At 40.8% G+C, this 26,041-nt stretch carries 25 protein-coding genes and 1 pseudogene; 13 read left to right on the top strand and 13 right to left on the bottom strand.

Annotated elements, in window-relative coordinates:
- Nucleotides 1-9 precede the first annotated feature (9 nt).
- The gene (gene udp / locus P20439_RS02420) at nucleotides 10-765 is read left to right on the top strand and encodes a uridine phosphorylase (protein ID WP_008112319.1); all 756 of its coding nucleotides are present in this window, start codon (nucleotides 10-12) and stop codon (nucleotides 763-765) included.
- Here udp and cdd read toward each other — a convergent pair.
- Nucleotides 754-1,683, bottom strand: a complete 930-nt coding sequence (gene cdd / locus P20439_RS02415; RefSeq protein WP_036932763.1) for a cytidine deaminase — start codon at nucleotides 1,681-1,683, stop codon at nucleotides 754-756. The genes udp and cdd overlap by 12 nt on opposite strands.
- Before the next feature lie 122 nt (nucleotides 1,684-1,805).
- Nucleotides 1,806-4,451, bottom strand: a complete 2,646-nt coding sequence (gene ppc / locus P20439_RS02410) for a phosphoenolpyruvate carboxylase (protein WP_008464325.1) — start codon at nucleotides 4,449-4,451, stop codon at nucleotides 1,806-1,808.
- A gap of 120 nt (nucleotides 4,452-4,571) precedes the next feature.
- On the opposite strand from ppc, the gene P20439_RS02405 reads away from it, so the two are divergent.
- The 5 genes from P20439_RS02405 (at nucleotide 4,572) to P20439_RS02385 (ending at nucleotide 8,450) form a co-directional block, all read left to right on the top strand.
- Complete coding sequence (locus tag P20439_RS02405; protein ID WP_008464323.1) at nucleotides 4,572-4,970, top strand: thiol-disulfide oxidoreductase DCC family protein; 399 nt, start codon at nucleotides 4,572-4,574, stop codon at nucleotides 4,968-4,970.
- Nucleotides 4,967-5,692: an SDR family NAD(P)-dependent oxidoreductase gene (locus tag P20439_RS02400; RefSeq protein WP_008464321.1), complete on the top strand. Its 726-nt coding sequence runs from the start codon at nucleotides 4,967-4,969 to the stop codon at nucleotides 5,690-5,692. Before P20439_RS02405 ends, P20439_RS02400 begins: the two co-directional genes overlap by 4 nt.
- An 11-nt stretch (nucleotides 5,693-5,703) precedes the next feature.
- On the top strand, nucleotides 5,704-6,312 hold the full coding sequence (locus P20439_RS02395) for a flavin reductase family protein (RefSeq protein WP_008464320.1): 609 nt from the start codon (nucleotides 5,704-5,706) through the stop codon (nucleotides 6,310-6,312).
- A 138-nt stretch (nucleotides 6,313-6,450) separates the two neighbouring features.
- Entirely contained in the window at nucleotides 6,451-7,671 is a 1,221-nt protein-coding gene (locus P20439_RS02390) for a Xaa-Pro peptidase family protein (protein WP_008464319.1), read from the top strand.
- A gap of 119 nt (nucleotides 7,672-7,790) precedes the next feature.
- On the top strand, nucleotides 7,791-8,450 hold the full coding sequence (locus tag P20439_RS02385) for a DsbA family oxidoreductase (protein ID WP_008464316.1): 660 nt from the start codon (nucleotides 7,791-7,793) through the stop codon (nucleotides 8,448-8,450).
- A gap of 37 nt (nucleotides 8,451-8,487) precedes the next feature.
- Here P20439_RS02385 and P20439_RS02380 read toward each other — a convergent pair whose 3' ends face one another.
- From P20439_RS02380 to P20439_RS02360, 5 genes and pseudogenes are all read right to left on the bottom strand, one after another.
- Nucleotides 8,488-9,297, bottom strand: coding sequence for an ABC transporter substrate-binding protein (locus P20439_RS02380; RefSeq protein WP_008464314.1), 810 nt, complete (start codon nucleotides 9,295-9,297; stop codon nucleotides 8,488-8,490).
- Nucleotides 9,298-9,374: 77 nt separating this feature from the next.
- Complete coding sequence (ppiC, locus tag P20439_RS02375) at nucleotides 9,375-9,653, bottom strand: peptidylprolyl isomerase PpiC (RefSeq protein ID WP_008464312.1); 279 nt, start codon at nucleotides 9,651-9,653, stop codon at nucleotides 9,375-9,377.
- Between the two features lie 84 nt (nucleotides 9,654-9,737).
- Nucleotides 9,738-10,157, bottom strand: coding sequence for a thiol-disulfide oxidoreductase DCC family protein (locus tag P20439_RS02370; RefSeq protein ID WP_008464309.1), 420 nt, complete (start codon nucleotides 10,155-10,157; stop codon nucleotides 9,738-9,740).
- Nucleotides 10,158-10,180: 23 nt separating this feature from the next.
- The gene (locus P20439_RS02365) at nucleotides 10,181-10,705 is read right to left on the bottom strand and encodes a response regulator transcription factor (protein WP_008464307.1); all 525 of its coding nucleotides are present in this window, start codon (nucleotides 10,703-10,705) and stop codon (nucleotides 10,181-10,183) included.
- A pseudogene (locus tag P20439_RS02360) lies at nucleotides 10,702-11,939 on the bottom strand (sensor histidine kinase). The gene P20439_RS02365 and the pseudogene P20439_RS02360 overlap by 4 nt, the downstream one beginning before the upstream one ends.
- A gap of 379 nt (nucleotides 11,940-12,318) precedes the next feature.
- Here P20439_RS02360 and P20439_RS02355 point away from each other — a divergent pair.
- Together P20439_RS02355 and P20439_RS02350 are read left to right on the top strand one after the other, a co-directional pair.
- Nucleotides 12,319-13,398, top strand: coding sequence for a ketoacyl-ACP synthase III (locus P20439_RS02355; RefSeq protein ID WP_008464299.1), 1,080 nt, complete (start codon nucleotides 12,319-12,321; stop codon nucleotides 13,396-13,398).
- A gap of 82 nt (nucleotides 13,399-13,480) precedes the next feature.
- A complete protein-coding gene (locus P20439_RS02350; RefSeq protein ID WP_008464296.1) occupies nucleotides 13,481-13,867 on the top strand; it encodes a VOC family protein in 387 nt (128 codons plus the stop codon).
- Between the two features lie 27 nt (nucleotides 13,868-13,894).
- Here the strand turns inward: P20439_RS02350 and P20439_RS02345 are convergent, their stop codons facing one another.
- Nucleotides 13,895-15,256 (bottom strand): M17 family metallopeptidase, encoded by a 1,362-nt coding sequence (locus tag P20439_RS02345; RefSeq protein WP_008464294.1) that lies wholly within the window; start codon nucleotides 15,254-15,256, stop codon nucleotides 13,895-13,897.
- An 83-nt stretch (nucleotides 15,257-15,339) separates the two neighbouring features.
- A complete protein-coding gene (locus tag P20439_RS02340) occupies nucleotides 15,340-15,762 on the bottom strand; it encodes a hypothetical protein (protein ID WP_008464293.1) in 423 nt (140 codons plus the stop codon).
- A gap of 104 nt (nucleotides 15,763-15,866) precedes the next feature.
- Between P20439_RS02340 and P20439_RS18080 the strand changes: the two genes are divergently transcribed.
- From P20439_RS18080 to P20439_RS02330, 3 genes are all read left to right on the top strand, one after another.
- Nucleotides 15,867-16,025, top strand: a complete 159-nt coding sequence (locus P20439_RS18080) for an oxidoreductase-like domain-containing protein (protein WP_083834467.1) — start codon at nucleotides 15,867-15,869, stop codon at nucleotides 16,023-16,025.
- A 334-nt stretch (nucleotides 16,026-16,359) separates the two neighbouring features.
- Nucleotides 16,360-18,930: a TonB-dependent siderophore receptor gene (locus P20439_RS02335; protein ID WP_008112288.1), complete on the top strand. Its 2,571-nt coding sequence runs from the start codon at nucleotides 16,360-16,362 to the stop codon at nucleotides 18,928-18,930.
- A 144-nt stretch (nucleotides 18,931-19,074) separates the two neighbouring features.
- The gene (locus tag P20439_RS02330) at nucleotides 19,075-20,517 is read left to right on the top strand and encodes a sulfotransferase (RefSeq protein WP_008112287.1); all 1,443 of its coding nucleotides are present in this window, start codon (nucleotides 19,075-19,077) and stop codon (nucleotides 20,515-20,517) included.
- On the opposite strand, the gene P20439_RS02325 is transcribed toward P20439_RS02330, so the two are convergent.
- Nucleotides 20,486-21,394: an alpha/beta fold hydrolase gene (locus tag P20439_RS02325; RefSeq protein ID WP_008112284.1), complete on the bottom strand. Its 909-nt coding sequence runs from the start codon at nucleotides 21,392-21,394 to the stop codon at nucleotides 20,486-20,488. The genes P20439_RS02330 and P20439_RS02325 overlap by 32 nt on opposite strands.
- Before the next feature lie 129 nt (nucleotides 21,395-21,523).
- Between P20439_RS02325 and rlmF the strand changes: the two genes are divergently transcribed.
- On the top strand, nucleotides 21,524-22,456 hold the full coding sequence (gene rlmF / locus P20439_RS02320; RefSeq protein WP_008464290.1) for a 23S rRNA (adenine(1618)-N(6))-methyltransferase RlmF: 933 nt from the start codon (nucleotides 21,524-21,526) through the stop codon (nucleotides 22,454-22,456).
- A gap of 19 nt (nucleotides 22,457-22,475) precedes the next feature.
- A complete protein-coding gene (ltaE, locus tag P20439_RS02315) occupies nucleotides 22,476-23,480 on the top strand; it encodes a low-specificity L-threonine aldolase (protein ID WP_008112280.1) in 1,005 nt (334 codons plus the stop codon).
- Here the strand turns inward: ltaE and P20439_RS02310 are convergent.
- The 3 genes from P20439_RS02310 to P20439_RS02300 all read right to left on the bottom strand — a co-directional run bounded on the left by P20439_RS02310 (nucleotide 23,463) and on the right by P20439_RS02300 (nucleotide 25,941).
- Nucleotides 23,463-24,047 carry a thymidine kinase gene (locus P20439_RS02310; protein WP_008112278.1) on the bottom strand — a complete coding sequence of 195 codons (585 nt, stop codon included), beginning with the start codon at nucleotides 24,045-24,047 and terminating at the stop codon, nucleotides 23,463-23,465. The genes ltaE and P20439_RS02310 overlap by 18 nt on opposite strands.
- 77 nt (nucleotides 24,048-24,124) lie before the next feature.
- Nucleotides 24,125-24,592 carry a methylated-DNA--[protein]-cysteine S-methyltransferase gene (locus P20439_RS02305; protein ID WP_008112277.1) on the bottom strand — a complete coding sequence of 156 codons (468 nt, stop codon included), beginning with the start codon at nucleotides 24,590-24,592 and terminating at the stop codon, nucleotides 24,125-24,127.
- Nucleotides 24,589-25,941 (bottom strand): DNA-3-methyladenine glycosylase 2 family protein, encoded by a 1,353-nt coding sequence (locus P20439_RS02300; RefSeq protein WP_008112274.1) that lies wholly within the window; start codon nucleotides 25,939-25,941, stop codon nucleotides 24,589-24,591. The genes P20439_RS02305 and P20439_RS02300 overlap by 4 nt, the downstream gene beginning before the upstream one ends.
- Nucleotides 25,942-26,041 lie beyond the last annotated feature (100 nt).

The following is a 26,041-nucleotide window of genomic DNA, read 5'->3' as shown; positions in this document are numbered from 1 at the left end:
GGCTTAGTTATGGAAAAGGTATTTCACTTAGGACTGTGTATTGATGATTTAAAAGGTGCGAAACTGGCTATTGTTCCAGGGGATCCAGATCGTGCAGCACGCATTTCACAGTTCTTAGATAATCCAACCTGCCTTGCTCAAACGCGTGAGTTTCACATTTATTTAGGCCAATTAAACGGCCACTCAGTGGTTGTATGTTCAACCGGTATCGGCGGCCCTTCAACGTCAATTGCGGTTGAAGAACTGGCTCAACTTGGCGTACGTAGCTTTCTTCGCATTGGCACAACAGGCGCGATTCAGCCGCACATTAACGAAGGCGATATTTTAATTAGCCAAGCCTCAGTTCGTTTAGATGGCGCGAGTCAGCATTTTGCACCGCTGTGCTACCCAGCTGTTTCTGATTTTTTTGCCACTCAAGCGATGGTAAAAGCCTGTGAAAACCTAAACATCGATTTTCATATCGGTATCACCGCTTCAAGCGATACCTTCTACCCAGGACAAGAGCGTTACGATACGCATTCTGGTTATGTTCCTAAGTCATTACAGGGTAGCTGTGAAGAATGGCAAAAACTAGGCGTGATGAACTACGAAATGGAATCGGCTACTTTATTTACTATGTGTGCCGCTCTTGGCCTACAAGCAGCCTGTGTTGCAGGTGTATTAGTAAATAGAACACGTCAAGAAATTCCTAACGTAGACCACGGCGAGATTGAGAAAAAATCGGTTGCCGTGGTACTTGAAGCCGCTAAAGTGTTACTTGGCTAATGTTACGCTAATAACCTCAAGTGTTGGCAAGCCAGTAAAGCTTGCTAACACGGCTTTTGCCACCCCTGATTGGTTTTCATGACCAGCCGTTTCTAATAACGTAACTGATTTAACTGTTTGCTTATCAAAGCTCAGTCCTGCTAAAAACAACTGACTCACAGCACTTTGTAATGGCGATAAACTCGGGCTGTACGCTGCATTTTCTGCATAGCTGCCATAAAAATCACCGTTTTCAAACGTACTTATTTTTACTGCACTGTAATTTTGGCTGTATGGCACATAAGCCGCTAAAGCATAGCTCATCAGCTTTTCATCAAGTTGTTTGTTTTCAAAGCAATTAGTTTGCTCTGCTGGGTTAAATAAGCTGTGCTCATTGCCTAAATCGGTTGGTCCAAATGAATGAGGTAATAACTCTGCCAATTTAAAGTTTTGTGCTGGCAGTAAAATATCAAGCTCTTTCGCATCAGCGAGTTCATTCATAAATTGACGACAGTACCCACATGGGACATCACTAATCGCTATTTTAAGAATTTTTTTACCGCCATTTAACCAGGCATTATTAATTGCAGATTGCTCACCGTGCACCACTAAACTAAGTGCTTGATGGTCAAACTCAGCGTTAGCGCCAAAGTAAAAAGTGGTGTTTCCTTGTGAATCAAGCCCTTTTACAATTGCGCCGACATGAAATTTGGAAATAGGTGCAACGGAAAACTCTGAAGCCATAGGCACTAAGCCTTGTAATAATGCATCGTCGCTAACATTAAGCTCGGTGCAAAGCGCTTTAATATCGCTTGAATATAAAATACCGCGTTGAGTTTTTAATTGACTGCGTAGAGCTTGCGTTTGCGCTACGTTTAGAGAAATGTGTGAATTGCTAAGTGCTGTATTATGTTGCACTTTAAAAGTTGCTGAAGCCATAATAGTTTTTATTTGTTCAATGGCCAAGTAGTGTAAAAGGTTGGCAAACTAAATACCAGCCTATTCAACGTAAAAAAAGGGAACACGTCGTGTGTTCCCTCTAAAACTAATCTAGTTTTGGATTAACCTGTATTACGCATACCCGCTGCAATACCGGTCATAGTGATCATCAAGGCATTGTCTATATCATTTTCATTGCCTTTATCATCGCCACGAGAACGACGTAATAGCTCAACTTGTAATACATTAAGCGGGTCGGTGTATGGGTTTCTAAGCCCAATAGACTCTTTGATCCAAGGCTGATCAGCCAATAAGCTTTTTTGTGGGCTTAATGATTGCACTAACGTCATCGCCTCACCAAGTTCCTCTCGCAAGGCAACACCTAAAGGCTTATACATCTCTTCCACCAGCGCATTATCGTAATGCTCACTCAACCAGCTATCCGCTTTACTAAATACCATTTCTAGCATTTCTAAACGTGCTCTAAAGAACGGCCATTGCAAACTCATTTCGCTTAAGGTTTCAATCCCATATTTTTCAAGCGCGGCTTTAAGTCCACTTAATGCACCTAACCATGCAGGTAACATTAACCGGTTTTGACTCCACGCAAAAATCCATGGAATAGCACGTAAGCTCTCAACCCCTCCATTTGGATTTCGTTTTGCAGGCCTTGAGCCTAACGGTAGTTTTGACAGTTCTAATTCAGGTGTCGCCATTCTAAAGTAAGGCACAAAGTTTTCATCGTGGCGCACCACATTACGGTAATGCTCACACGACACATCGCTAATTAATGCCATTACTTCGCGCCACTGTGATTTAGGCTCTGGTGGTGGCAATAAATTACTTTGTAGTACCGCACCTGCATAAATATTTAAGCTTTGTAATGCAACATTAGGCAGGCCAAATTTAAAGCGGATCATCTCACCTTGCTCTGTTACCCTAAGCCCGCCTTTTAACGACCCCGGCGGTTGAGAATGCAATGCTTGTGCAGCAGGCGCACCACCACGTCCAACCGTACCACCACGTCCATGGAATAAAATAAGCTCAATACCGCGTTCATCCGCTAGTTGTACGAGCTTATCCATTGCCTCATATTGTGCCCAACCAGCAGCCATCATGCCTGCATCTTTGGCTGAGTCTGAATAGCCAATCATTACATTTTGGGTGTTTTTGATGTGTCCACGGTACCACTCGTTATTTAAAAGCGTAGTGATGACGTTGTGGCCATCGTTTAAATCATCCAAGGTTTCGAATAAAGGCGCCACAGGCAGTTCAAAACCACAGCCTGACTCTTTAAGTAATAACTGCACCGCTAAAATATCAGAAGCTGTTCGGGCCATAGAAATAATATATAAACCAAAGGTTTTTTCATCTTGTTGCGCAATAACATCAAAGGTGTCAAGCACCTCTTGCACTTCTGGACTTGGTTGCCAATGCCTAGGAATTAGCGGACGACGTGAATTGAGCTCTGTCAGTAAAAAAGCTTGTTTGTCTTGCTCTTCCCACTGATTGTAATCGCCAATACCTAAATGACGGGTTAACTCAGAAAACACATCGCTGTGTCTTGACGAATCCTGTCGCACATCCAGTTTAGCCAAACGCAAACCAAAGCTATTTACACGATGGATCACATCTAATAGCAAGCCATCAGCAACCACTTGCATATTGCATTTTAATAATGAGCGATAACACACCTCAATTGGGTGCTTAATTTGGTTAATATCAGTAATTAAATCTTGTGATTCTGTACGCTTATTTTTAATTTTAGCGCTTAAGTACATCACTGTTTCAGCCACTTGATTTTTAAGCGCTTTGAGCACGGCTCGATAAGGTTCAAACTCTTGCCCTGCCAGTTTAATAAGCTCATCGCTGGCATCAGACATAGAAAGTTCAGCACACAAAGTTTCTAAATCACGCTGGTATAAATCCAGCGCCATCCAACGGCCATGATCGAGTACTTGCTTAGTCACCTCGGCGGTTACAAACGGGTTACCATCACGATCTCCCCCCATCCACGACGTAAATTCTATCGGGCTGTAGTTGGCAGGTAGCTCAAGGCTCAAATGCTGTTTAACATGCTGGCTAAACTCACGTAAAAAACGTGGCACGGCATCCCATAAGCTATTTTCAATTACCGCATAGCCCCATTTAGCTTCATCAACAGGGCTTGGGCGAGAACGACGAATATCGTCGGTATGCCAAGCTTGGCTAATTAGCTGCGCAATTCGATTTAATATCGCTTCGCGCTCTTGCGCAAGGTTGTCGGTACGCTCAAGCGACGCTAAACAATCGCTTAGTTCAACATGTTTGTTAATAATAGTACGGCGAGTCACTTCGGTTGGGTGAGCGGTTAGTACTAAGTTTATGTGGAGTTTTGAGAGTGTGTCGGCTAAATGATTATGATTAAGCTGACCTTGTTCGGCCTTTGCTGCTAACGTTTTTAATGTTTGAGTGAGAGGATTTAGTTGGCAAAAACCAACATCATTAAAACGTGATACGGTATGAAACTGCTCTGCAACATTAGCTAAGTTTAAAAAATGATTAAATGAACGGGCAACCGGTAAAAGCTCCTCATCACTGAGCGCATGGAGTACATCAATTAACGCTTGGCGATCGGCTTCATTGCCACTGCGAGATGATTTTGATAAAGCCCGAATTTCTTCTACTTTATCTAAAATCTCTTGGCCTTGGGCATCTTTAATAGTTTGTCCTAATAATTGCCCAAGTAGATTAACATTACCTCGCAAGGCGGCATATTGTTCACTCATTTCTAGCTCTCCTTCGTTTCTTGGAGACCTATTAATATCACTAAGAGGGAATATTTAATAGATCCATTTGCATTGTCTTGTCGTAAAAAAGCATATGTAAAATAAACACAAAGCGACAAAATGATCATTTTTTACGATGGCAGTTGCCCCCTTTGCAATGCAGAAATGCAACATTTAAAACGTGCCGATGTTGATCATAAAATTACACTAGAAGATTTAAATGCGGATGATTTTAGTGAGCGTTTTCCTGCAATCGATAAACAAAATGCCATGGATTTATTGCACGCCCAAACTGATAAGGGGCAGATGATTTACGGCTTAGACGTCACTTATCAAGCTTGGCGCATCGTTGGAAAATACCGCTGGCTTAAAATAATTCGTTTGCCAGTAATTCGCTTTTTTGCCGATCATGCTTACACTTTTTTTGCAAAATATCGTCACCACATTAGCCGTTTTTTAATGCCCAATGCGCAGTGTAGTAATGGTCAATGCAATATGAAATCTAAAGGTGAAAAATGAAAACAGTGATTTTATTTGGCGCCAGTAGCGCCATTGCACAATCCTACGTAAATCATTTAAATCAGCAAGCAACACAATTTAATATAATTTGTGTCAGCTCATCGAATATTGAGCATAATGATGACAAGGAAACCTATTTCCACAGCGACTACTCTGCGCAAAGCCTAAATGAGCTAACCCAGTCGTTAAAGTCACAACAAATTGAGCTTGCTCAGGTAATAATATTTAATGGTCAATTACATAACGACCAGCACATGCCGGAAAAAAAGCTCGAAGAAATTAACAGTGATTATTTTATGCAGCTTTTGCACTCTAATACACTTGTCCCCCTGCTGTGCTTACAAAGTATAGTGCCGCTGCTTAATCATAAAACTCACTGCACAATTACCGCTTTGAGCGCTCGTGTAGGCAGTATTAACGACAATAAATTGGGTGGCTGGTATACTTATCGCGCATCCAAGGCTGCGCTGAATATGTTATTTAAAACAGCCGCCATTGAACTTGCTCGTCGCGCTAAAAATACCAAACTGATTTTATTTCACCCAGGTACTACAGATACACAGCTCTCTAAGCCATTTCAAAAAAATGTGCCCGCAGATAAACTGTTTACCCCTGACTTTGTTGCTCAGCAATTATTTAAATTTACTTACGAAAACCCACAGCTAGAACTCAACGGCGAACCTGCCTACCTAGATTGGCAAGGAAACACCATAAAATGGTAAGGAACAAACACATGCATTTTTCCAAAGACCGCATAGCCGCACTTGAAAAACATACCCGTACACACTTTATCAACTCACTTTCAGGGTTTAAAAGTGCAAACTTAATTGGCACACAAGACTTACAAGGTAATACTAATCTAGCCATTGTCAGTTCAGTTATTCATTTAGGCGCACACCCACCGCTAGTAGGCATGATAATGCGCCCGCACAGCGTACCAAGGCATACATTTGAAAATATTATAGAAACAGGTATCTATACCATTAATCAAGTAAACAGTGATATATACCAGCAAGCACACCAAACATCGGCACGTTACGCTAAAGATGAGTCTGAGTTTGATGCTACGGGGTTAAAAACAGAGTACTTAAACGAGTTTAACGCTCCATTTGTTGCACAAAGTCGACTTAAATACGCGGTAAAATTTGTAGAGAATCAACATCTAGCAGTTAATGGCACTGAGCTGGTTATTGGTGAAATAATGGATGTGTATGTCGATGAATCAGCACTCCAAAGTGATGGCTTCTTAGACTTACAAGCCATCGACACAGTTGCAGTTACAGGGTTAGATAGCTACCACACGGCGAATAAGCTCAATCGTTTACCCTACGCGAAAAAATAGCCCAAGGTTATCAAGTCCTTGGGAATGAGGGACTTGATAACTCCCCCCATTTGTTCAGTCCCTTGTTCACTAATCGCAATTAATTTGAATTGAACGCATTTAGCCTACACACTATACAAAATTTTGTAGGAGAAATATATGACCACAGTTGGTATTGGTACACACACACCCGAACAAGCACTTGCTAGTTTAAGCAATATGACCCACTCAGTAACGCCAATTCAGGCCGATGAGTATTTAGTGCGTATGGCCAAAGCGCAAGCTTATATGCAAGCTAATAATATTGATGCGATATATTTAAATGCAGGTACCAACTTAACGTATTTTACCGGTATGAAATGGTACGCCAGTGAACGACTAGTCGGCGCTATTTTACCCGCCATGGGTGAGGTGCAATACATTGCCCCCCACTTTGAGATTGGCTCTTTAAATGGCTTTAAAGTCATTGATGGCCCAATACACGGCTGGCAAGAACACGAGAACCCTTTTGAGCTATTCGTTAAAGTGCTAAAACAGCTTAATATTAGCGACACCGCTACCGTGGGTATTGATGAGAGCGCACAGTTTTTTATTTTTGATGGTATCAATAAAGCCAGTTCAGGATTAAAACTAGTTAACGCACAACCTGTAACCGCACATTGTAGAATGCATAAATCAGCCAATGAATTAGCATTAATGCAATGCGCTATGGATATGACTTTAGCGGTTCATCAGGCTACGGCGAGCATGCTTTATGAAGGAATTAGCACCGTAGAAGTCGAAGAATTTATAAAAAAAGCGCATCAAAAAGTAGGTGCCCCAGGTAATTACTTCTGTATTGTATTGTTTGGCCTTGCTACCTCATTCCCTCATGGTGTAAAAGATCCGCAAATTTTGAAAAAAGGCGACATGGTCCTTATTGATACCGGATGCAAAGTACACGATTACCTGTCTGATATTACCCGTACTTACGTATTTGGTGAAGCAACCAGCCGCCAACGCCTATTTTGGGATTTTGAAAAAGCGGCCCAGTTAGCAGCTTTCAATCAAGCCGCCCTTGGCGAAACCTGTGAATCGGTTGACGAAGCAGCTCGCAGCTACTTAGCAGCTCAAGGCTTAGGCCCTGAATACCAAACACCAGGTTGCCCACACCGCACAGGCCATGGTATTGGCTTAGACATTCATGAATGGCCATACTTAGTGGGCGGCGATAAAACCCCGCTTGCCACAGGCATGTGTTTTAGTAACGAACCAATGCTGGTTATTCCAGATGAGTTTGGGGTTAGATTAGAAGATCACTTCTATATGACAGATGACGGTCCGCGTTGGTTTACCCAGCCAAGCCACAGCATTGACGACCCATTTGGCTTGAACAGCTAACCTGAAAACATTCAATAAACGAGCAGCACTTTCGCTGCTCTTTTTATGTTCAATGATTGATAAACTAAACTTCATCCCAATATCCATTGTTATTAAAAAGCAATCCTTCAAGGATCCCTATGAAAAACTTAAAAATTGATATCGTCTCAGATGTAATGTGCCCGTGGTGTATTATTGGGTATAAAAACTTAGAAACCGCATTGGCAGAATTAAAAGACGAAATGAGTGCGGATATTACATGGCACCCTTTTGAGCTTAATCCAGATATGCCACTTGAAGGACAAGACTTAAACGAGCACTTGCAGCAAAAATACAGTTTAACTGAAGAAGAAAGCGCGCGAAATCGTCAAAACATGGCGGATGCGGGTGAACGAGCTGGGTTTACCTTTAATTTTGACGGTAAACGCATCATGATCAACAGCTTTGATCTACACCGCTTGCTAATGTGGGCGCGTGAAGAAGGCAAACAAACTGAGCTGAAATTGGCGTTTTTTGAAGCACACTTCACCGATTTAAAATATTTAAATCAAGAAGATGCGTTACTGGATGTGGTAGAAAAAGTCGGCCTTAACAAAGACACAGCCAGAGAAATTTTACACTCAGATAAATACGTACAAGCGGTACGCCAAGAGCAAAATAACTTTAAACAAATGGGAATAACCTCAGTACCTACTTTCATTATAAATGATAAGTATGCGCTTACCGGTGGGCAGCCGAGTGAGTCGTTTATTCAAGCGCTTAAGCAAATAAATGAAGAAGAAGCCAAGCAGGAGCAATAATTTTTCGGGTTAGGCTACATTTTGCGGCCTAACCTTATTAATTTTTTAAGTTAAACACCCGTCTGTTATTTAAATTAAGCCCGTCCTCAACATCACGATAATAGTGCTCATAAAGCGCATTTAACTCGCCGCTATCTGCTAACTTTGTTAAGCCTTGCTCTAATAACTCAATGATTGCTTTGTTATTTTCGTTTGCGTAAAAATAATAGTAATTATCGTATTGCAGCATAATATGAGGCTCAATAACAAAGTTATACTGAGGATGTTTACGTATTTCGGCTTTTATAGCAGTTACTGAACGCGGAAAATAATCGCCAAGTCCTTCATCTAACGCTTTTAACATGCTTTCATAACTCAAATCACCATTAACTGTTAAGCCATTGTTCTTTAATGCATAATAATCAGACCAACTTTGCTTTTGTAAGGCTATGAACGGCTTTAGTTGTTCAAGGGTTTTTATATCTGAAAATTCGCCCAACCGGCTTTGTTTAACCATGGGCAAGCGCTTTGAATGCAGCCCATTATAAATAGGATAACTTGTGCGGATTAAATGTCTTTGCTCTGCAAGGGAGTTTGGCAAAGTTAACCAAGCTAAATTAACATCATCGTTACGTGTGAGCTCTTCTAAAATTCTTTTAGTATTCATTGGCTCAAGACTATAAGCAATATTGAGCTTTACATTAACCTTTGCAAAGCTCTTTTCTAATAATGTTAAAATATAGTGGTTTTTTGGTATGTCTTGGGTGCTTGGTTTGCCAAGCTTAAGGGTGATCGTTTGCTCAGTGCTACTGGCAAAAAATGACACTGCCATTAAAATTAAACTGCAGCATAAAATAATAAGCTTCATAGTTATTCCAAGTTGCTTTAGCAATGTAACAAACTAAACAAATGATAAGTATAGCGGCAACTTAAAATTGCGTTAGTTTATGTACGATAAAGCACCTTAATCACATGCCAACCAAATTTCGTTTTTACTAAATGCGGTTCTAAAATTGCACCACTAAAGGCAACCTTATCAAACTGTGGAACCATTTGGCCTCGTCTAAACTCACCTAAATCACCGCCTTTTTTACCCGATGGGCATGACGAATACTTTTTAGCTAAAGTTTGAAACTTTGCGCCTTTGCCTAATTGCTTGATGATGTCTTCTGCAATCTCTTTATGTTTTACTAAAATATGCAGTGCGTGCGCCGTATTTGCCATGAAAAAGCCCTTAAAACCTATTTACTAGTAATTAAACGCCGCGATTTTAGCACAGCCAATATATTCAGGCATCTATTAAAGCACTTATAAATAGTGGGCTTGGTCTTGCTTTGAAGGGATCCTGCAATAGTGATATTTACCAAATAAGGTATATCGATTTGATGCAATTTTATCATAAAGCCAATTGTTAAAACGATTTGGCAACACACTAAACATACCACTAAGTTTCCACGGATAGCCTAGCTGTTTAATCACCTCAAAAAATGCATGGCTTTGTATAAATGCTTGAGCGTTTTCAATGTAAACCATAGAGGAAAAATCAGTTGTCGAATAGCAAAAGTGCATTAATATTTGCTGCCCTTTTGGTGATTGTACACTGCACAGTTTAAACATGGCCTGAGGGTCGTGAGCAATAATAAAATTACACCACGCACTACAAAGCTTGCACTGGGCGTCGAACAGTATAATTTTTTGGTTTTTTATTAGCGCGGCGGTATGGGTCATTAATTGCTTGCTCAAGCGAGGGCTTATTGTTGCACTGGTTTTTTTTGTAGCTTGCGCTGCAAAGTGCGTCTATGCATATTAAGCTGCCTTGCAGTCATTGATACATTACCGTTGTTGCTGTGCAATACATGTTGAATATGCTCCCACTCCAAACGCTCAGGTGACATAACCTCCTCAGAGATTTCGGTTACTGTCGTTGCCAGCTCTACTTTTAGCGCTTTTAGTAAACTTGCCATATCGACAGGCTTAGTTAAATAGTCATTAGCGCCCAAGCGCATCGCCTCTACGGCTGTAGCTATACTTGCAAAGCCGGTAAGCAATACAATATGCGCCTTGGGTAACAAGTGTCGCAGCGGTGCAATAAGCGCCAGCCCATTTTCATCTGCTAACTTCATATCTAATAAAATACAATCAGGTTGCTGCTGGCGAGCCCTAAGTAAAGCCTCTGTTTGGTTATGTGCAACCTCACAGTTAAAGCTGTGTTTTGTTAAGCGCCTTGCCAAAGTGGTAGCAAGGTTAATGTCATCTTCAATAATTAGCAGCTTCATAGCGCCGACTCGGTTATTAATAGTGGCATTTGTATCTTGGCCACCGCCCCACCATCGGGGTGATTATAAACAGTTAACGAACCATTTAAACGCTCAAACGTGACATTTGATAGCATAACCGCTATTCCCATGCCTTGCTCGCTGGGCATGAGCTGCCCGCCTAACTCCGCTAACTCTGAGGATAAAAAACCAGCGCCAAAATCCCGAATAATTAACGCAATACTTTGCGCATCTGGCTGTTGCCAACTCAACTCTAATTGCATTTGGCCTTTTTTTCGTTAGCAAGCGCTGCATTTTGTAATAAGTTTAAAATAGCAGGTAGCAGCATGGCATCACTTTTTAATGTGGCTTTAGGCGCCTCATTAAGCCAGTTTATTTGTTGATTAGGGTATTGTAATAGCAACGTATCATGAATTTGATTTTGCAGCTGCTCTGCTTTTATAGGTGTTTGCGTGTTTTTATCTCGTAGCTGCATAGAGAGCTTTCTAAAATCATTAAGCTGAGTGCGGCATTGCAGCAAGGGTGATTGCATTTGCTGAATAATTTCATTGTTGGGATACTCTTCTACAAGCTCTTCAAACAATAATTGTAAATTAGCAATAGGCGTTGCTAATTGATGAGTAATTTGCGCCGCTGCGCCATCGAGAGTAACCAGTTGTTCACTACGTAACTGTTTCTCTCTAACTTTGGCAATAGTGCGCTCACGTTGTTGTAAGGCACGGTTCATTGCACCAATAACCAACGCAATCACGCAGGCACTGATGACAAAATTAACCCACATGCCAATAAAGTGGCCACTCATGTTCATTTGGTGCATGCTATGCTCTGGCATTTTAATCAGTAGCATGCTGTAGGCAGCGATAGCCAGCACAGCAATATAGGCAAGCCCACGAGCGCTCAATGTAATTGCCGCTATCATAATAGGTAACAATAATAACGACACAAATGCGTTAGTTGCACCGCCACTTAAAGACAACAAAATAGTTAAAAAAAGTACGTCAGCGGTCAGTTGCATCAGCATGCCAACAGGCTTTGCTTGGCTAACATTTCTATAAGCAAAGATACTTGCTAACTGAAAAACCGCCTCAAGCGTAATAACGGCTAGCAACGGCATGAGCGCAATTTGATGCTCTAATAAAAAATAAACGCTTAACACCGCAATAAGCTGCACAGCAATGGCGCCACTGCGTAGCATTAATAACCGGCTAATAGCAGGATCGGTTTTAATTAACACAATAAGATTCACCTGACTGAATATACATTGCTTTGTTATCCATTATAAATAATGCTTTTTAAGTAATGATTTCATAATATGCGCCCCATATTAGCTGCTCACTCAGCCGCACTCAAGCATATATGGTCAACAAAGTATTCGTATTCTATTAAGCTTAGAAAGCCTATGAGCTATCGTGTAAAACACGCACAATCATTAAAAGCATTTAATTAACACAATAAAAACAAGCCACTTACCTTTAAACAAAAATGCAGCAAATAGTCCGTAAAATAGCAGTAATTACTAAGCAAACCATGCTATAAACTAGTGTTAACAGCTAATTTTTGATATAACGTCCTCATTAGACGAACACGTCATACCACTTTTAAGAGAACACACTATGCCTTACGCACATATCACTGGTTGGGGTAAATGCATTCCACCAGCAAGCATCAGCAACGACGAAATAAGTGAAATTGTAGATACAACCGATGAGTGGATCACCACACGTACGGGTATAAAGTCTCGCAGAGTTAGCCATGTAAGTACTGCTGAACTTGCTAGTGTGGCTGCAAAGCATGCCATTGCTTGTGCTGGCGTAGATGCAAAAGATATCGATTTAGTTATTTTAGCAACGTGCACCCCCTCAACAGTAGTTGCAAACACCGCCTCATTAGTACAAAAAAATATTGGTGCCACAGGCGCTGCAGCCATGGACACCAACGCGGCATGTTCTGGTTTCTTATATGCTTTACAAGCTGCGACAGCGCAAATTCAAGCTGGCATGATCAAAAAAGCAGTCGTTATCGCGGCTGAGCGCATGACGTGGTATGTAAACTGGGCACGACGCGACAGCGCCGTTTTATTTGGTGATGGTGCCGGTGCCGTTGTGCTTGAAGCAGCAGAAACACCTGCAGGCTTATTAGGGACTAAAACCGGTTGTGACAGCGAAGATCGTGATATTTTACACATTACTAATTTTGGCAGTGATTTAAATAAATATGAGCCAATTGGTCCATCAGACCTTTTATTTGAAGGCCGTGAAATATTTAAACGTGCCGTTAAAGGCATGAGTGAAGCCTGTGACGACGTGCTTGAACAAGCCAATCTTAAGCTCGATGATATTGATGTACTAGTTCCGCATCAAGCTAACTTACGCATTATTCAAGCAATTCAAAACCGTTTAAAAGTGGATGACGAAAAAGTAATAGTAAACATTGGCGAATACGGTAATACCTCTGCTGCAACGATTGCCATTGCGCTGTGTGAGGCCGTTGAGCAAGGTTTAATTAAGCCGCATGCCAATATTATGTCGGCTGCATTTGGAGCAGGCCTAACGTGGGCGGCAAGCTATATCAAATGGGGCGAGCGAGTAACACCCATTGCTGTTAGCGATGCTAAACTTCCACCGTGTGATAAAACAGGTTTAGAGCTTGTTGCACCAGCTGTAAAAGCGTGTAAAGACGCAGAGCCTAGCTAAAAGCTAATATATATGACCATGCACATGTATTGATAAAAAGCGCACTGCTTTCAGTGCGCTTTTTGCTTTTTAAGGAAAATATATGCAACTACTAGGCATTCATCATGTAGCCATCATTTGTAGCAACTACCCACGCTCTAAACATTTTTATAGTGAAATATTAAAACTCACGATTATTAATGAGCATTATCGTGCACAGCGTCAGTCTTACAAACTCGATTTAGCTTTACCTGATGGTAGTCAGTTAGAATTATTTTCGTTTAATGATGCGCCAAGTAGACCAAGCTACCCCGAAGCACAAGGACTTAGACATTTAGCATTTAAAGTTGGGTGTATTAATACTGCTAAACATTATTTAGAGTCACACAATGTCATCGTCGAAAATATTAGAGAAGATGAAATAACCGGCAAAAAATTCACCTTTTTTGCCGATCCAGATGGCTTACCCCTTGAGTTATATGCACTTTAACATCTAATAACTCAAGGTATATTTAATTTAGTTAAATCGATTTTGTAGGTAAGTAAATACTGCACGAATACCCAGTGCCTCACCACCAGCTGGACGCCCAGGTAATGCACGTAAATTCCATGCCATTACGTCAAAGTGAACCCATGGTGTATTTGGCTCTACAAACTCTTTCAAATAAAGCGCAGCGGTTATTGCGCCACCAAATGGCGTACTTGCACAGTTAGCCATATCAGCCACATCGCTTTTCAAAAATGGTTTGTATTGCTCGAATAACGGCAATTGCCAAACAGGGTCGTTAACTTGTATTCCCGAGTCCATAATGGCATTTGCTACAGCGCGATCCGTTGAGAAAAATCCCGGTAACTCCGTACCTAACGCAATACGGCACGCACCGGTTAATGTAGCAAAATCTATGATTAATTCAGGATCATCGTTTTGTGCTTCGCTTAGTGCATCACACAGCACTAGTCGCCCTTCCGCATCGGTATTGTCTATTTCGACCATAATACCTTTACGGGTTTTTACTACATCGCCAGGGCGAAATGCATTTCGCGAAACAGCATTTTCAACCGCAGGCACTAAAACACGAAGACGTATTGGTAAGTTAGCAGCCATAATTAACTGAGCCAAGGCAATAACATGCGCAGCCCCACCCATGTCTTTTTTCATGTTACGCATGCCTGAACTGGGCTTTAAATCCAGTCCACCGGAATCAAAACAGACACCTTTACCGACTAACGTAATTTGTGGCGCATCGACTGCCCCCCATTTCAAGTCAAGTAATCGTGGTTTGTTTTCACTTGCACGGCCTACCATATGAATAGTTGGGTAATTTTGCTCTAATAACTCATCACCTACCCACTGCGAAAATTCACCGTCGAATGTATCTGCTAGGTCACTCATGACTTGTGATAAGTGCTGCGGCATCATATCGGCAGCTGGGGTATTAACTAAATCGCGTGCTAAATTAATGGCATCCGCTTGTTGTTTTACTTGTTCATATAATGTTTTATCAGCAATACCAAGCTGAGCTTTAGCGGTGGCTTTTTGTTTGTATTCACTAAACTCATAACCACCTAACACAAAGCCTAAAGCAAGTTGAGCAACTAAAGACTCATCACCTTGAATTTGATAACAACCCGCAGGTAATTTACTGGCAAGCTCGCCAGCGGCCCAAAAATCATCAGTGCTTTGCATTACACAAAATACCTGACTAAGTTCACCCGTTTCTGGGTTTGGTACTAGTGCGAGTCCTGATTTTTCAAAATCTGTGTTTGCTAGCCAGCGCTGTACAAAACTCGGTTGCTGCGTAAGCCAGTCTGTTAATTCATTTTTAACAATAAAAGATAGAGGAATTCCTGAAGAGGTATGACGAAGTAAAGCACTCATTAAATGACTCACATAATAGAAAATGATGCCTTAGCATAACAATAAGCACTATTAAAAGGTATAGCTAATTATGCTCTGCTAGCTTACTTCTTCTTTGAGGGAGTTGAGTCTTGCTGTTGGCTTTGTTGAGCAATCTGTTGATCAATTTCTTTAATAGGCTTGTTCATACTAAAAGAACTTGGCAATACATCAACACCCACTAACTGCCCTAGTTTAACAACCAGTGGAATAGTTAATGGTGCAAACGGCAATAACGCAAAAACGCCTAGTCCTAATCCTTTTAATATATCTACAAACTGCTCGTTGGCGCGTTTTAGTTCTGCTTTGTTTGTTTGCCCTTGGGTATAACGCCTATAAATTATTAGCATTTCTTTGGTTTCTTGCTTTTCCTGAGCAAGGGCTATTTTAAGCGCGACCATAGCACGACGAAAGCGTAGTTGTTGTCGCTTTTTACTTATTTTAGCAACCCGCCAGGGTGCACGATGAATGACTTTATATAATCGCATAGCCTGTATTCTCACACAGCGTTCTAAGTTCACAAAGAATAATTTACACCCTTTATTCAATCATTTATTCTAAGCGTCCTTTTTTCCACTTTTGTAATAAAAAAATGCAAAAAAACATCCCTAGTACTAAACCCGAAAGACCAAAATCTGATGAGTGCTGTGGCGGCGGCAGTTGCTGCCCTTGCGTGTGGGATGAATATAAAGAAAAGCTGGCTGCGTGGAAAAAACACCATGGTGAAAATGTCAACAGTAAGTCAATTTAATTCAATAATAGAAAATAACTAAAATAGCTTATTTAGTTAGTAATTATGTATCAATGTCTGTTTTTACCCCCTTTTCTCGCCCTAGTTGTGATTAACTCTGCGTTATTTTTAGATAAACCATTTGTTTCAACTTGTTAAATACTAGTTAATTAGCCATTGCCCTCTTTAGCTTTTTTATCTATAGTCTATTTCGAGGACTCACAGGAGGTGCGCTTAATTAATTAAGCTTTTAGGAGTGAGTTAGCAATATTTGCTCCCCATTGAATGTGAAATGTCCACAATAATAAGTCAGTAAATAGACTATACAAATCAATTCTAACTGGGGATATTTAGAATGAAATTAAAAAGCAATGCGCTTCAACAGGCGATCAAATTTGCTCTAGCAACAACAGCCGCAGGCTTATTTGTTTCTGGTTCAGCAATTGCTCAAGAAGAGCAAACCGAAGTTAAAGTAAACAAAAACGTAGAAAAAATTGCCGTAGTTGGTACGCGCTCTGCGCCTCGCTCTATTGGTGATTCACCTGTACCTATCGATATTATCGGTGGCGAAGAGCTTAGCAAATCAGGTAATACTGATATGTTAGAGCTATTAAAAGGGGCTATTCCTTCTTTAAACGTTCACTCAATGCCAATTAGTGATGCTGCATCATTAGTTCGCCCTGCAAATTTACGCGGATTACCTTCAGACAGTACACTGATTCTATTAAACGGTAAACGCCGTCACCGCGCATCTGTTATTGCCTTTTTAGGTGGTGGTATAAACGATGGTGCTCAAGGTGCCGATATTTCAGTTATTCCAAGTATTGCACTAAAACAAGTAGAAGTACTGCGTGATGGTGCTGCTGCACAATATGGTTCTGATGCAATTGCTGGGGTTTTAAACTTCCAGCTTAAAGATGCCTCAGAAGGCGGATCGTTCGAAGTTCGTAAAGGTCAATATTACGAAGGCGACGGCGATACAACCCAAATTTCAGGTAATGTGGGCTTACCATTTACCGATAGCGGTTTTGCAAATTTAAGTTTTCAGTACAAAACAGCCGATGCGACCAGCCGTTCAGTACAAAGAGCCGATGCCACAGCACTTGATGCTGCAGGCGTTCCAGACATTGCTCCGTTCACCCAAGTATGGGGTGCACCAGAGGTTGATGACGACATCTCTATCTTTGGTAATGTTGGTTTAGAGCTAACTAATGACTCACAATTTTATATGTTTGGTAACTATTCTGAGCGTGATGTACGTGGTGGTTTTTATTACCGTAACCCACATACTCGCCCTGGTGCATACTCAAACGATGGTGGCGAAACACTCCTTGTTGGTGATTTAACCGGCGATATGAGCGGTAATTGTCCAACAATCATGATTGATGACAACGTTCTTGATAACCCTGACTACATTAATGGTGTAGCAAACAACCCTGATTGTTTCGCATTTAACGAAATGCTTCCGGGCGGTTTTACACCAAACTTTGGTGGTAATATCACAGATACGTCACTCACTATTGGTACTAAAGGTGAGTTTACTGGCGGCTTTTTAGAAGGCGCTTACTATGATTTAAGCGGTACTGTAGGTTACAACGAATCTCGCTACTTTATATACGACACAATCAATGCATCGTTGGGTCCAGATAGCCCGCGTGATTTTAGCCCAGGTAAATATGAACAATTAGAGAAAAACTTTAATTTTGATATTTCAAAGGGTTTTGACTTTGACTTAGCTTACGATGTAAACATTGCCGGTGGTTTAGAGTGGCATGAAGAAACCTTTACCGTGGTATCAGGCGATGAAGCTTCGTTTATAGCTGGCCCACTAACTGATCAAGGTTTTGGTATTGGTTCTAACGGTTTCCCTGGATTTAAACCATCAGATGCAGGCGAATACGACCGTCGAAACTATGCAGCTTACATTGATATTGAGGCGCCATTCACTGAAGAGTTCTTAATGGGCTTAGCGCTTCGCTACGAAGATTACGATACCTTTGGTTCAACCACTAACTATAAGTTAATGGGTCAATACCACCTTACTGATGATCTGAATATTCGTGGTTCAATTAGTACTGGTTTCCGTGCACCTACCGTAGGCCAAGCGAATGTTAGTAACGTACAAACTAACTTAAGCAGCGGTGTATTAGTAGACTCAGCCTTGTTACCACCTACAAACCCAATTGCTATTCAATTAGGCGGTACTGAACTTGAGCCTGAAGAATCACAAAGCTACACCTTTGGCGCGGTATACACCATTGGCGATTTATTCTTAACAGTTGATTACTACAACATCCAAGTAGATGATCGTATTAGCCAATCAGATAAAATCGAACTTAGCCAAGCAGATAAAGACACCCTTGAAGCTGCGGGCGTACCTAACGTACAAAACCTAGCGCAAGTTAGTTTCTTTACCAATGACTTTGACACCACAACGCAAGGTGTTGACTTAGTTGCTAACTACTCAGCTGAATTGTTCAGTGGTAGCTCGACATTTAGCTTAGCTTACAACTGGAATGAAACAGAAGTAACACGTTCAAGTGATATTACCGGTGCGTTTAAAGTAAGTCGTCTTGAAAATGACTTACCTAATCACCGTGCAACACTGAGCTGGGCACAACAATGGGAAAGCTTTTCAGCATTTTCTCGCCTTAATTACTTTGGTGAGTACCAAGGCGTTCACGTAGATTATGATGAAACGGCTAAAATGGCTGATGCAGCTGTGACGTTAGATGTTGAAGTAACTTACTTCATGAATGACTCAATTAGTTTCTCAGTCGGTGCACAAAACCTACTGGATCAAGAAGCAGAAAAACTTGATTTCTCCGTAGCACCAAATAACAACTGGGGTGGTAAGTACTACGAAACATCTCCATACGGGATTAATGGTGGCTTTTACTACGCTAAAGCAACCTATACTTTCTAAAATGTGTTAATGATAATCAAAGGCGAAATGTGTAATGCATTTCGCCTTTTTATTGCCCTTTATAAACCCATTTAAAATGACTTTTACACTCGCATTTTTTGTGGCTTTGGGGTTATATTAAATAAAAAGAATATTAGTTGTATTATGCTACTAAAAAAAGCGAATGAGTTATTGTCACAAAACAAGCTTAGAGAAGCTGAGTTTCATTACAAAACGCTATTACAAGCAGAGCCTGACAATGGTGACGCCCTGTTTGGCCTAGGTAAGGTAGCACTGCGTTTAGAACAATTTGATGCCGCTGTGTATATACTACAACGAGCGTGTCAGCACCTCCCTTATGTATTAGAACCTTTGTATGCATTAAGTGATGCATTTAATGCAGTCAACTCCCCTGAGGACGCGCAAAAAGTACTCGAATACGCAACAAGCATTGCCACAGACAACCCAGACACCCATTATTATTTAGCTCAGCATTATTTAAACTTTGGCGAGCTTGATAAAGCGCAGGCCACATTTGAGGAGTCATTAAAGCTTGGAATAGCACCGGTTACGGCTTATGTTTTATTTGAATTGGTACAATTAGGGCGCTTTAATAAAGCAAATAATTACATTGATCAGTTACACCATTTTTTAACGCAAACAAATAACCTACGCTTAAAAATGGTCTGCTACTATGCTTTAGCTAAAAGTTACGACAAGTTAGACGATACTGATCAAGCATTTAATTACTTTGTTATTGCCAATCAGCAACAACGTAAACTCAGTGAATTTAATACTGAGGATTTAATTGAGTTTTATGATCAACTTATTGAATATAACAATGAAAGTGTGCTCAATTTAGCAAACCTAAATAAGCAGTATCCTGTTACGCCCGTGTTTATTATTGGTATGCCACGAAGCGGTTCAACCCTACTTGAGCAAATGTTATCAGGGCACAGTCAATGGGCAACGCTTGGAGAAGACACCAGTATTAGTAGTAAGGTAGTTGCTTTTTTAGAACATAAAACAAGATTACGCTACCCTCAATGCTTAACTAAGCTAACAACGCCTTTAATTAACCAAGCCAGAGCTATATATTTAGATACCTTAAGTTCTTCTGGGAGCAATTGCGCATTTGTGATCAATAAACTGCCTAGCAATTACCAAAACTTAGGGTTAATTTATATTCTATTCCCAGACGCTAAGTTTATTAACCTGACTCGCAACTTTAACGCAACCGCATTTTCAGTGTTTACTAATTACTTTGCTGAAAACGAACCCTATTTTTGTGATTTGAATGAATTTACTTTGTACCATCAGCTTTATGAAAAACTGATGAGCCATTGGCAGCAATTTAACCGCTTAGCTATTTATAATTTAAGTTATGAGCAGTTAATTGAAAACCCTAAAGATCAATTAACCGCACTATTGAGTTTTACTGGCTGTGAATTTGAACAGACTTGTTTAGACTTTTACAAAAATAAAAGCGCCGTTACAACGCTCAGTAAACATGCGATTAGGCAGCCTGTAAATAACAAAAGCCTTGATAAATGGCAGCGTTATGAAGCCCCTTTACTTAGTTTGCTCTCGTTGCCTCAAACCAATTAAGCACATCTATAAATTGTTCTTGGCGTGCCTGTGGATGGGTAAGCATATTAATATGGTCGTAATCTACTTTGTGCCCAAAGCGGCGGCCATATATTTGCATTTTTTGCACCCCAGTACCTGACTCATCAATAAACTTTTGAATATCGATAGGCTGTGCCAATGCTTTATCTTTTACTGCCGCAATATGTAACGTTGGAGGAAGCGTGAGATTTGCTAATGTTTTAGCGTAATCAAAGCCATCATCACTGTCTATCCACGGATTTTTCTTAGCCCACTGCATACTTTGATAATGCGACTTTTGAGTTTCATCATCACTGCCCCACTTTAAGCGTTTTGCTGGTAAATAACCGTGTTTTTTCGCTAATATTGGCGCCATAAAATACCAAATCAAATTGGCCTGAAATAACTTTTTAGGGTGGTTATTAAATAGCGAACGCTTTGAACCAAAATAGGCACACGCTTTTACATCGTTTATCAGCTCAGGGAAGCGAGCAAACACGCTATTAAGCAACACCCCACCCCAAGAATGAGCAACTAAAAAGTCAGGTTTTTTACTCTCTAACTGTTCAATTTTTTCAATAAATGCCGGAATATCTTCAACAATCGCCTCAGTTTGTCCATACCGTGCTTGCTTACAAATAGCAGGTTTACTTTCACCACGCCCGCGTAAATCAGCTACGTAACAACAATATCCGTGTTCAGCTAAAAAAGGCGCTAACCCTTTATTGCTATGAGTGTAAAATATTTTGCCATTTTCTACCGCACCATGAATTAATAACACCACAGGCCCACTTGGCTTCTGATTGGCGATACGGCGTAAATGCAGTGTTTGATGGTCATCTAATTTAATAAAAACAGACTCTTGAGTAACTGCCAAAGCGAATTCCTTATAATTGCTAACAACTCATCCTACCAGTAATACCTGGTAAGCCAAAGGGAAAATTATGCACTTTTTCTGTCTGTATTTGTTACTATTGGCTTTTATTCCTGTTGTTAAAAAAGCCTCATGAAAGCAAAATCAACTCGTTCTAAATTACATCCGCGCAATCAACACAAAAATGGTTACGATTTTAATTTGCTTACCTCGCAAACCCCTTCGTTAACTGCTTTTTTAATTACGACTCCAGCAGGCAATCAAAGTATTGATTTTAGTAATAACTTAGCTGTAAAAACCTTGAATCAGGCGCTATTAAAAAGTCATTACAACATTAACTTTTGGGACATACCTGAGCACAACTTATGCCCACCTATTCCAGGAAGAGTTGACTATATTCATTACTTAGCTGACTTACTCAGCGAAGATAATCAGCAGGTTATCCCCACTGGCCGACAAATTAAAGTGCTTGATATAGGCACTGGCGCTAACTTAGTTTACCCGCTAACGGGCAATAGCGAATACCAATGGCACTTTACTGGCAGCGACATAGACTCTGCAGCAATAAAAATAGCCAAGCAGCTCGCTCAGTTCAATAATCTAAAAATAACGCTTAAACAACAAAAAAATCCCGAGCATATTTTTAAAGGGGTGGTTAATGCGAAAGATTTGTATCATTTAACGATGTGTAACCCGCCATTTCACGCCAGTGCAGAAGAAGCCAATAAAGGCAGTGAACGTAAATGGAAAAACTTAGGCAAAACGCCTTCGCAAGCACTTAATTTTGGCGGACAAAGTAATGAGCTATGGTGTGAAGGTGGTGAGTTAGCATTCATTTCTAACATGATCAAAGAAAGCAGGGATCACAGTGACCAAGTAATTTGGTTTACCTCGTTGGTTTCTAAAAAAGAAACTCTAGCAGCCTTAGAAGCACAGCTAAAACAACAGCCTATTAGTGAATTTAAAATTGTTGAAATGGCACAAGGGCAAAAAGTCAGTCGCTTTATTGCATGGAGCTATTTTGATAAAGCCACCCGAGAACAAATTTGTGAAGAATTAGTATAAAGCCACTTAAGGACACCCCATGATAGATTTTCGCTCAGATACAGTAACAAAGCCGTGCAGCAAAATGCGGGATATTATGTATCATGCCCCCGTCGGCGACGACGTTTATGGCGATGATGAAAGTGTAAACCAATTAGAAGCTTATGCTCGATTACGTTTTAATGTGCAAGATGCACTTTTTTGTAGCTCAGGCACACAAACAAATCTGCTTGCATTAATGGCCCATTGTGAACGCGGCGACGAGTATATATGTGGCCAAAATGCTCATAACTACAAGTTTGAAGGCGGTGGCGCTGCCGTTTTAGGCTCTATTCAGCCACAGCCTATTGAAAATGAAGCCGATGGTAGCTTGTGTTTTACTAAAATTGCTGCTGCAATAAAACCCGATGATAGCCACTTTGCGAAAACGCGATTACTGAGCCTTGAAAACACCATAGGTGGCAAAGTACTCGGTATTGATTATTTACTCAAAGCACGCGAATTTGTTAACCAACATAACTTAGCACTGCATTTAGATGGCGCTCGCGCTTTTAATGCCGCTGCCGAGCTTAACGTTGATATTAAAGAAATAACCCAACATTTTGACTCTGTATCTATTTGCTTATCAAAAGGATTAGGTGCACCTGTTGGTTCATTATTGCTTGGTTCAACAGCATTGATAGCCAAAGCAAGACGCTGGCGAAAAGTGCTTGGCGGCGGTATGCGCCAAGCGGGTATATTAGCTGCTGCGGGGCAATATGCTTTAGAAAATAACACTCAACGTTTAGTCGATGACCACGCTAATGCACGTTATTTAGCAAAGCAGTTAAATAACGTGGCAGGTTTTAACGTAAACATGAGTAATACCACAAACATGGTTTACGCTACGTTTGATAACAACATAAACATCACAAAACTAGCAGCCGATTTAAAAGCACAGGACATTGTGTTTAGCCCAAGTAAGCAGCTTAGGCTAGTAACCCATTTAGGTATTACCAAAGCGGATATAGATACCTTTATTAAAGCCTTAACGGCCCATATTTAACGCGGCTTTATAATGTTTGCGGCACACCGATTCATAACGATCGTTGCCGCCAATTTCTACTTGGTTGCCATCGGCAATAGCCTCGCCATTTTCATCGGTACGTAATACGTGATTTGCTTTACGCCCACAATGACACACCGTTTTAAGTTCTATTAACTTATCAGCCCAAGCAAGTAAATATTGCGAGCCGCTAAATAACTCACCTCTAAAGTCGTTTCTTAAGCCGTAACACAATACGGGAATACCTAACTCATCGACTACATCGGTTAACTGCATAACTTGATCTTTAGATAAAAACTGACATTCATCCACGAGTACACAATGGCGTTTTTTATCACTATTGAGCGATTTAATTAGCTCGTATACGTCTTTATCCGCATCATAAATATGTGCATCTGCTTGAAGGCCTATACGTGAGGATACTTTGCCCACTCCTGCTCTATCGTCAATGGCTGCGGTGAGGATCACCGGCTCCATACCGCGCTCTTTATAATTAAACGCTGATTGTAATAAAGTGGTTGATTTACCTGCATTCATTGCAGAGTAGTAAAAGTATAATTGCGCCATGGCCGTGCCTTCAAATAAAAAGTGCGCTTATGCTACCCTAAAGTGCAGAGAATACAAATTTGGAAACGCTATTTTATTTATTTTGCTTCGTGCTCTAGTAACCATTGCTTACGCTCTAGGCCACCAGCATAACCAGTTAGCTTTTTATTTGCACCAATGATGCGGTGACACGGCACAATAATGCTGACTGGGTTTTTGCCATTTGCAGCCCCCACCGCCCTCACTGCTTTAGGATTATTTAATTGTATGGCAATATCTTTATAGGTTGCCACTTTAGCAAACGGTACGCTTTGTAATGCCTGCCATACGCTTTGCTGAAATGGCGTGCCGCCAGTATCAAGCTCTAAATCAAACTCAGTACGCGTATGAGCAAAATACTCATTAAGCTGCGCCACACAAGATAAAACATGTGAATTAGTCACCTTATTTAAAGGCGTACTGACATAACTGGTCGGTGGATAAAACCCCACATAACTAATACCGTTTTCAGTTGCCTGAATAATAATATCGTCAATCGGACTGGGTAAACTGGTTTGCACTATCATAATTGCTGCCAAAGTTGAAAAGTTAAGTAAGATCGAAATGGTGCACAGTTCGCAGATTCAAACGAGCTTGCTGCCGCTTGGGCTTTTTTAACCCCTAAATCGCCATCAAGTAAAATATCGGGTTGGCTTTGACCGCGCAGTTTTGCGTAATTAACCGTCCAAGGGCCAATTCCTTTTAAAGTAAGCCATTGGTCTAAATCATCCTCCTTGGGGTGAATAGCACAAAATTCAGCGAGATTATGCAGTGCATTTTTACGTGCCTGCGGCATTTTAAAAAAAGCAAAATCACTACCTGACACTACTTCAGGTGTTGGAAAGTACATCTTTCCCTCTTGTTGCTCCGAAAGCTGTTGCACTAATTGAGTCACTAAATTATGCGCCGCAGTTACACTCACCTGCTGACCTAACACAGCGCGAATGCCCGCTTCAAAGCTTGACCAAATACCCGGTAACCTTAAGCCTTTAGTAAGTGGAAATGCATTATTAATGTGTTCGCTTAAATGCGCCTCAATTAAATAAGTATCTGCATCTAAATCAAGTACACGGCGAATGTTGTTAATAACTGGCTGTAAATATTGCGTATTATCTATATCAATTTGCACCCGAAAATGATGTTTATCTGAAATAAATTCAGCATTAAAGCGGCCTCTACACGATTTATAAGTAAAAGTACGCCCATAACTGGTTGGCGTTAACCACTCTATTGGCTCTATAAGTCGTTTTGCTAAAAACCCATGCAATGCTTGCCAGTTATACGGTGGACGAAAAGGCAAAATTAAGGTGAGCCCAAGATCAGTTGGGTGCCTGGTAGTTCTAAGCGCTGAGGGCGCGATATTAAGTTGTTTTAAAAAAGCATCATTGAATCGTCGTACACTTTTAAAGCCTGAGGCAAACGCTATCTCGGTAAGCGGTAAGCTGGTTTCTTGAATCAATTTTTTTGCAAAATGGCATTGATTGAATAATCGATATTGAGTAACTGAAAGACCAAAATGTTGAGAAAAAAGTCGTCTTAAATAGCGACTGCTTATTCCTAAACGCGCTGCAAGTACTTCACAATCACACTCGTTAAATTGATCAATTAACTGTTTAGCGCGTAAGGCAGTGGTTTTTGCTCCCTGCCAAGCAGCACTACCTGGTGCACTATCGGGCCTGCAACGAATACAAGGCCTAAACCCTGCTTGCGCAGCAGAGTGCGCAAACTGGTAGTAGGTTACATTTTTTTCATGCGCAGTGGGCGCGGGGCAAATTGGCCGACAATAAATACCTGTGGTTTTTACCGCTACATAAAAAAGCCCATCAAAACGCGCATCGCGGCTCTGACGCGCTTTTTGCCAATGCTGATTAACCATAAATTGCTCTTATAAGTTCTGTAGCGCTTAGCTTAACAAAAACTAGGTATATTACTGGCCATATTCGGCACTAGGGTCTGTTAACCTTTGCGGATTAAAA

Origin of the sequence: Pseudoalteromonas sp. BSi20439, from assembly GCF_000241165.1 — a bacterium.
Lineage (GTDB): Bacteria > Pseudomonadota > Gammaproteobacteria > Enterobacterales > Alteromonadaceae > Pseudoalteromonas.
The sequence above is the reverse complement of the archived record's forward strand: the minus strand, read 5'-3'. Positions and strand labels throughout refer to the sequence as shown.